Origin of the sequence: Chamaesiphon sp. OTE_75_metabat_556, assembly GCF_031378165.1 — a bacterium.
In the GTDB taxonomy this organism is placed as follows: domain Bacteria; phylum Cyanobacteriota; class Cyanobacteriia; order Cyanobacteriales; family Chamaesiphonaceae; genus Chamaesiphon.
This window is the reverse complement of sequence record NZ_JANNDR010000035.1, coordinates 1-6,600: the sequence shown is the minus strand read 5'-3', so window position 1 is coordinate 6,600 and position 6,600 is coordinate 1. Positions and strand designations below refer to the sequence as shown.

The 6,600-nt window shown below is 47.2% G+C and carries 5 protein-coding genes and 1 pseudogene; 3 read left to right on the top strand and 3 right to left on the bottom strand.

All coding sequences use genetic code 11. From position 1 onward, the window contains the following. Nucleotides 1–469 precede the first annotated feature (469 nt). The 3 genes from RMO27_RS01705 to RMO27_RS01695 all read left to right on the top strand — a co-directional run bounded on the left by RMO27_RS01705 (nt 470) and on the right by RMO27_RS01695 (nt 2,886). Complete coding sequence (locus RMO27_RS01705) at nt 470–619, top strand: hypothetical protein (RefSeq protein WP_309728516.1); 150 nt, start codon at nt 470–472, stop codon at nt 617–619. Nucleotides 620–643: 24 nt separating this feature from the next. Further along, nucleotides 644–1,801, top strand: coding sequence for a chromate efflux transporter (gene chrA, locus RMO27_RS01700; protein ID WP_309728514.1), 1,158 nt, complete (start codon nt 644–646; stop codon nt 1,799–1,801). A 467-nt stretch (nt 1,802–2,268) separates the two neighbouring features. Further along, nucleotides 2,269–2,886 carry a VTT domain-containing protein gene (locus RMO27_RS01695; RefSeq protein WP_309728512.1) on the top strand — a complete coding sequence of 206 codons (618 nt, stop codon included), beginning with the start codon at nt 2,269–2,271 and terminating at the stop codon, nt 2,884–2,886. A 104-nt stretch (nt 2,887–2,990) separates the two neighbouring features. Here RMO27_RS01695 and RMO27_RS01690 read toward each other — a convergent pair whose 3' ends face one another. From RMO27_RS01690 to tnpC, 3 genes and pseudogenes are all read right to left on the bottom strand, one after another. Then, complete coding sequence (locus RMO27_RS01690) at nt 2,991–4,772, bottom strand: DUF3352 domain-containing protein (RefSeq protein ID WP_309728509.1); 1,782 nt, start codon at nt 4,770–4,772, stop codon at nt 2,991–2,993. Continuing rightward, a complete protein-coding gene (locus tag RMO27_RS01685; protein WP_309728507.1) occupies nt 4,762–4,923 on the bottom strand; it encodes a hypothetical protein in 162 nt (53 codons plus the stop codon). The genes RMO27_RS01690 and RMO27_RS01685 overlap by 11 nt, the downstream gene beginning before the upstream one ends. Nucleotides 4,924–4,991: 68 nt before the next feature. Next, nucleotides 4,992–6,486 (bottom strand): annotated as a pseudogene (gene tnpC, locus RMO27_RS01680) (IS66 family transposase). Nucleotides 6,487–6,600: the final 114 nt, after the last annotated feature.

Here is a 6,600-nt window from a genome sequence, read left to right as displayed (position 1 = left end):
ACTTCGGTGACACCACTCGTAGTTCTATTTAAGAAATAATTAGCAATCTCCGGCAAATGTTTCTCCAGTGTATCAGCTATATTCGGAAAAGTGAAAACTGTAGCTTGAGACAAATCAAGAAGAGAATTCAGGTGAAAGTCCATAGCCAGTATGAGGGTAAAATGTAGCGATCGCTACATTTTACCCTGTTTTCAGAGGAGAGCCGACGAGAACAATCGAAACAACTGGTGGAAATTGCTAAAATAGGAGTAAAAAGAGCGATTACCTACGGTAGGCTACCGCCAACGCTAGTTAAGCATGAAGACAATATTGGTAAAATGGTCGTAATTGATGCTGAGACGGAGGAATCTGCAGTAGATCGATCTGAAAATAGATCGATGGTGCTGTGAATTTAACTGCAATACTGTAGATCGAAAAATTGACTTAACGGAAAAATTTAGGACTGTTTGATCGAAATCGACACAAAACTATGACCGGAGTGAAAAATTTGTCGCCTGCTCCCGATCGCTGGTTGCTGTCAGAATATACCGATCCGAATACAATTTTGACCTTGAGTAGTTTCGATCTCCAACTATCGATCGCCGATTTGTATGAAAATATCGATTTTGACGAGATTTAAATCAGTTATCACAACTCATTTTTTATGCCTTTCTTACGCTCCGATCTAACTGAATTAGCAGGTGTCTTTTTGAAGCTAGGAACGATCGGGTTTGGAGGGCCAGCGGCGCATATTGCCATGCTAGAAGCAGAAATTGTGACGCGGCGGCGGTGGATTAGTCGAGAGCAATTTTTGGATCTAATTGGCTTGACGAATTTGATTCCAGGGCCGAGTTCGACCGAATTAGCGATTTATATCGGTTATTTGCGGGCTGGCTGGTGGGGCTTAATTATTGCTGGGGTGTGTTTTATTTTGCCCGCGATGGCGATCGTCTGGCTACTGGCGATCGGTTACGATCGAGTCCAGACGCTACCAGCATTCATTGGGATCTTTAATAGCATCAAGCCGGTAGTTGTCGTGCTCACGATCCAAGCAATGTGGAAATTGCAACCCTCTGCACTGAAAAATCTCCCGACCGGAGTGGCCGGAATGGGATCGATCGGGCTACTGGGGGTTTTGGGTGTTAATACCTTCGTCGTGCTGTTACTGGCCGGATTTGGGGTGCTGGGGTGGCAACATTGGCGCGACTGGCGCGGGGGATTGTCAATCATCGTTTTGCCGAGGATCGAATTACCACTTTTGGCGATCGTCCCAGCGATCGCAACGCATCCGAGCTGGGTAGATGTCTTCGGAATTTTCCTGAAAATGGGGGCGACGATCTATGGCGGGGGCTACGTCTTGTTAGCATTTCTCCAGCCGGAATTGGTTGATCGGACTCACTGGCTGACCTCGAATCAACTACTAGATGCGATCGCCATCGGTCAAGTTACCCCTGGCCCGCTATTTACAACAGCAACATTCATTGGGTATCTCCTGGCAGGGCATGCTGGCGCGATCGCGGCGACTGTGGGGATTTTCTTGCCTAGCTTTGGTTTCGTCGGTCTTGCGACCTATTGGGCACCCCCGTTACGCCGATCGATCTGGTTTCGGAGTTGGTTGGATGGGGTCAATGCTGCCGCTTGGGGAGCGATTGTAGTTGTGGCTTATCGCCTGGGCATGAGTACGCTTGGTGACGGGCAATCGCTCTCGATCGCTGTCTTGGCAGCGGTATTGCTATGGCGATGGCAATTGGAGCCAATTTGGCCGCTCTTGGGTAGCGCAACGATCGGCTTAGTGGGACAATTAGCTCAATCGCATCGCTAACAGTTGTCGCACTTTACATCAATTGCCTGAAGCCGAATGTACTTAGTTTATATAATACTTGTCATGATCGGCGATTTGTAGTTAGCTATCAATTCCGAACTGACATCGTCTTCAGATCCTCACGGCAATTGCTTTAGAGATCGTCCCCTCTTGTCATTCTTCATCTTGCCAACTATGCCCTGACAACATCATCTGTCGAACCAAATCGAGACATCGAGTGTCAATAGACCTCCTGCGAAAGTATTTGATAGATCGTTTAACATCAACCATTTCAAGGATTATTTACTAATACTAAAAGAATGGTTGAATACACTGACAAATATAGGTTCTGTCGATTAATCTCGGACTTTCGCAGGAGGTCTAATCTATCGATCGAGCCACATGGCAACCATCGGTCAAATTTAGAGTCAAGGTACGACAACGCTGACATTGCCAAGAATAAAGTTTGAGTGAGGATTTAGATTAACATGCATTTTGATTTACAAGCATTAATTCAGACATTTGGTTATCCCTTGGTGTGGGGGATTGTTTTTGCTGAGTCGGGATTATTGGTCGGGTTCTTGCTCCCTGGAGACAGTTTGCTATTTGTTGCCGGATTTTTGTGCTCTTTGGCCAAAACCGGACTAGATATTCGGGTGATGGCTTTTGGTTGTTTTGTCTTCGCAGTATTGGGTGATAGTGTCGGTTACTATACTGGCAAAAGATTCGGTCGTAAATTATTTGACAAACCAGATTCTAAGTTCTTTAAGAAAAAGCATTTAGTTGCGGCGGAAGCATTTTTCGAGCAGCAAGGTAAAACCGCAATTATTCTGGCGAGATTTATGCCCTTCGTGCGGACTTTTGCGCCGATTGTGGCGGGGATTGCCGCCATGCGCTATCGGACATTCATGCAATACAATGTCGTTGGTGGTCTGTGCTGGGGTGTGGGTTTGACCTTGCTGGGCTATTTTTTGGGCAAGAGTATCCCCGCCGAACAGATCGACCAATATCTGATTCCAATTACGCTAGGAATTATGTTTATCTCGCTAGCACCATCGATTTTTCATATTCTCAAGGCACGGCAGAGTAGTAAGAATCGGGAATAGTTGATAGTTGATAGTTGATAGTTGATAGTTGATAGTTGATATCACTGTAAAAAAAAGGGATAGTTACCTTGGTAACTATCCCTAACTTGACTATGAATGCAAGACTAACGAGCGGTTTTTGTGGCGGGGCTGGGGGATTTACTCGGCGGGGGTAATGACTTAATTACTTTCGGCGCGATGGGGAGTTTGGCGACCCCTGGCACTTTTTTGAGGCCGACGAATAGATCGAACCGATTGCTAGTTTCATCTAAGATCGCGCTAGTGACACCCAAGCTGCTCATCGCTTGAAATCCGGCTTTTACTTCTGGCGAGAGATAGGGTAAGGGTAAATTCCCTGCATTAATCGTCCGATCGATATCGATGAAAAATTGACCGTTGTGGGGATTTAGACTCGATCGAGTCGCTTGTTTAAACTGAACACTATCGGCAAGTTTTTGCTGGGGTTGCGGTACAAAAGTACTCGCTACTGGTGCCCCCAAAGTCAAGAATGCCAGATTGTCAAGCCAGCCGTGAGTCGCAGCAACACTACCGAGGGGTGTAGTCCAATTAATCAGGTCTTGGTTTCCTAATTTGGCTTTAGCGATTTTAAATCCTTGCTGTGCCATCCGATGATCGAGTCTGGCAAAGGATTTTTCAGCAACAGATCGATCGCTGGCTTGTTGGATGATGACTAAGCCCGCCCCCAGCTCGGCATCGACTTGATCGGGTTTGGGGACGATCGCCAAGCCAAAGGAGCCTTTACTCCAGTTGAGGATCTCTGATTCCAAATCTAGTCCGGTTAAATTATCCAAATTTTTGACTAAGTCGGTCGGCTTGATGGGTGCGAGGGGACTCGTATCGGAACTCCGAACATAGTCTTGCCATAACCTTTGTAAGTTACCGCCAGAAACCATGATCAGGGTATTAGCTGGCAGATTGGTCGCCAGATTTTGGGCTTGGTTTTCGACGACTAATTTTTGTTTGGGATTGGGTTTGAGCCAAGAAATCCCTTTCCAGGCGATGCCTTCAGCCGCTAGGGTGGCATTGGCTGCCATGCCCTGTTGCGATTGCGCTTGTGCTAATTTGTCCGCTGCCAATGTTTGGGGCGAGTTTGCCGCTGCTACCGCCGTAGCCACGGGAATATTTACATATACTTGCGCGAAGGGACGATCGATTTCGATTTCAGTGAGGGCTTTGGTATAACCCGGTACTGTCAAAATCGATTTACCACCTTGTTGGGTATCGACAACGCGTTGCAGGCTGGCGCGATCAGTGGCAATTGCCACGAAATTATCGAGGATCGCGATTGCCATTGTCCCCGTTTTGCGCCTAAATTCCCGAATTAACACCCCTTTATAATTACTTTCGACTAAATTGGCATCGATCGGGGTTTGATGCTGTTCGACGACCCGCTGGGCGGCACCGCGATCGGCGATCGGCAAAATCGCCACTGTTTGACGATCGGCGAGAATGCCACGATCGGCTTTACCGGATGCGCCAGGATTATTGAGATAACCGATCAGGATTTGTTTGCCAATCCACGGTTGAATATCGCGGCGATAATCATAGCCATAATTCCCCAGCAAGTCAGTTTGCAATTTGGCGAGTTGGCGTTCGACGACACCCCGACTGACAGGGATCCCAAATTCACTAAATTTCTGCCAGCGTTCGGGATCGGTTGCCACCGCGATCGACACCAAAGTATCCTGGGGCAATAAACTCACCCCATTACTGGTATCGAGCTTACTCCCAGTCCCCGACCATAATCGGCCGATCGCGATCGCCACGCCAGTCGCTAACAATGCGGCGACTCCAGTACCAGCGAGGATGCGGCGACGGCGTTTTTTTTGCTGCTGGATGTTGGCCTTGGGTAATTTGGACTTGTGAGTCGGCATTTTATTGGGCATCTCGATCGGGGTAGAGTTGGGAGTTGGGATAGTATCGATCTAGAAATAATAGGGATTTTCCCATGCTGACAATTCTACTACTGACGATCCACAAAGGAGATCGATTAGTCGATCGTTGATAGTCGATCGTTGATAGTTGATAACTAGCCACTTGACCTCTGGAGCTTAATTGTTTGGTAAAGCTTTAAGGGGGAACCAGAGAATGCGGGTTGTAGAGGTTTAAGGAAAGTGACAATCCAGAGGAATCAGAGAAGGCATGGGTAAATCGAAGCGAGCAGCTTGACAAACCAAAGTCAGAAAATCCCAAACATCACGCTGTTGAGCTTTGAGGGAAGTCACTACCGAAAGTAACCGCGCCACAAATTGACTCCCAGCCAGAGATTGAGAACCAAAGCTAGTCCGCCGCCAGATGACTGCCTGACGTAAAGCTTGTTCGGCAGCATTATTAGTCGGTTCGACACCAGGAATATGCACAAATGTCCACAGTGCTGGTTCGATTTTGAGTAACTGCTCGCAAGTCCGTACCGTTTTCGCCAGAGGTGTTTTCTCATTCTGACCAATAGGTAATTGGACTGCTGATTCGAGTTCGGCTTTAAACCCTTGGCGCAAAGCGACTACCGCCAGCTCAAAATCAGCACGATTCATCGTGCCATCGCGGACTCGATGCCACCATCGAAACAATCGTTGCTGACGTTTGAGTAAAGCTTCACCAATCGCTTGCGAGACACCACTACGCTCAGCAATTGCCGTTAAATCTCGTTTCAGATGCGCCCAGCAAACTTGTCGTTGTTCGACTTCTAACCAGTTATAGCTACTGTAACGGTCGGAAATCACAATCCCAGCATATTGCTCTCCAATCATTTGTTTGGCAGTAACTTGTCCCCGATTTAAGCTGACCTCAAAGATGCTCATCAACTTTGTGACCACTACCCATAACCATCCTTGCCGCTGCTTGGGATTGTGACCATCACAATTCCCTTGACTGAAACTGGTTTCGTCACTGTGAATTTGTGATTGCAATTGGACGTATTCATGGGCGGTCGTTACTACTGATTCGAGTGCCTGACTCATTTCTTGCCGCAGTCGATTGATACTGGCGACGGAGATCTCAATCCCTAATAACTGTTTTAGTAGTTGCTGTAGTTGTCCGTGGCTTTGACGATAATCGCTACTCAGCCAGGTGACTAATGCTGATAACCTTTCTCCATATCCCACTGCGGATACTTCCGACGGCAATTTGGCTCTGGTCGTTTCGCCACAATGAGGACAATCTAATTGGTGTAGTCGATGTTCGGTAATTTTGGCAGCGATTGGCGGTACTTCGATTACCGGATGACGATACGGCTGAGGATCTGCTCCTTCTAGTTCTACGGGAGCACACGCGGCAACTACTCGGAACATGTTCGTGAATTTCACTATTCTCTGTGAGTTCGTGAAAGTTCCGCTCGTGTCCTGGATGTCCAAACTGACCACCTCTGGCTCTTTCCCCTTTCGCTTTTTTGACCTTGGACTTTGCTCCAAATCCATCTCTTGATGGTGGTTTTGATGAGTTTTGGCTATTTTGCTTGATTTGCTCTTCGATGAGACTCAAGCGTGCTTTTAATTCTTGATTTTCTGCTAATAATGCCTGCACTAGCTGCTGTACTGCGATTGGGGTTCCTTCCCAATCTGCTGTACTTAACCCTATTTTATCTAGCTGCGGCTTTTGTTCCATTTCTTCAATTTACTCTAACTTTCTCCCTCTAACCCCTTTTTCTTCGTTGACACTGGAATGGTTACGGGTAGGGAGGAGTACTTGATTCGATCGACAACTTAATCAATGCCACCA